The organism is Pseudomonas sp. SIMBA_068 (assembly GCF_046534705.1).
Taxonomy (GTDB): domain Bacteria; phylum Pseudomonadota; class Gammaproteobacteria; order Pseudomonadales; family Pseudomonadaceae; genus Aquipseudomonas; species Aquipseudomonas putida.
On sequence record NZ_JAWRYI010001446.1, the window covers coordinates 1 to 241 of the forward strand.

At 60.2% G+C, this 241-nt stretch carries 1 protein-coding gene; it reads right to left on the reverse strand.

What is annotated here, in order from left to right; translation table 11 throughout:
- Window positions 1-241, reverse strand: a 241-nt coding sequence (locus tag SB756_RS34420) for a hypothetical protein (RefSeq protein WP_410913799.1), incomplete at both ends; no start/stop codon positions are given.

The window sequence follows — 241 nt, forward strand, 5'->3', positions numbered from 1 at the left end:
GTTCTCGGTCAGGACGTGACGCACGCGTTTTGCCACCTGTGGGTCGAGCTGCGCCTGTGCCGCTTCAAACTCGGCCAGTTCAACGTCACGCAGCGCCTTCTTATTGAAGAAACGCGCGCCCGCTTCACACTGCTCACGACGCGTGTTGTATTCGCTGCCAACCAGGGTACGACGGAAGTTGGAGTTGATGATCACCACCGCGATATCTTCCGGCATCGACACCGGACGCGTGCCCAGCGTG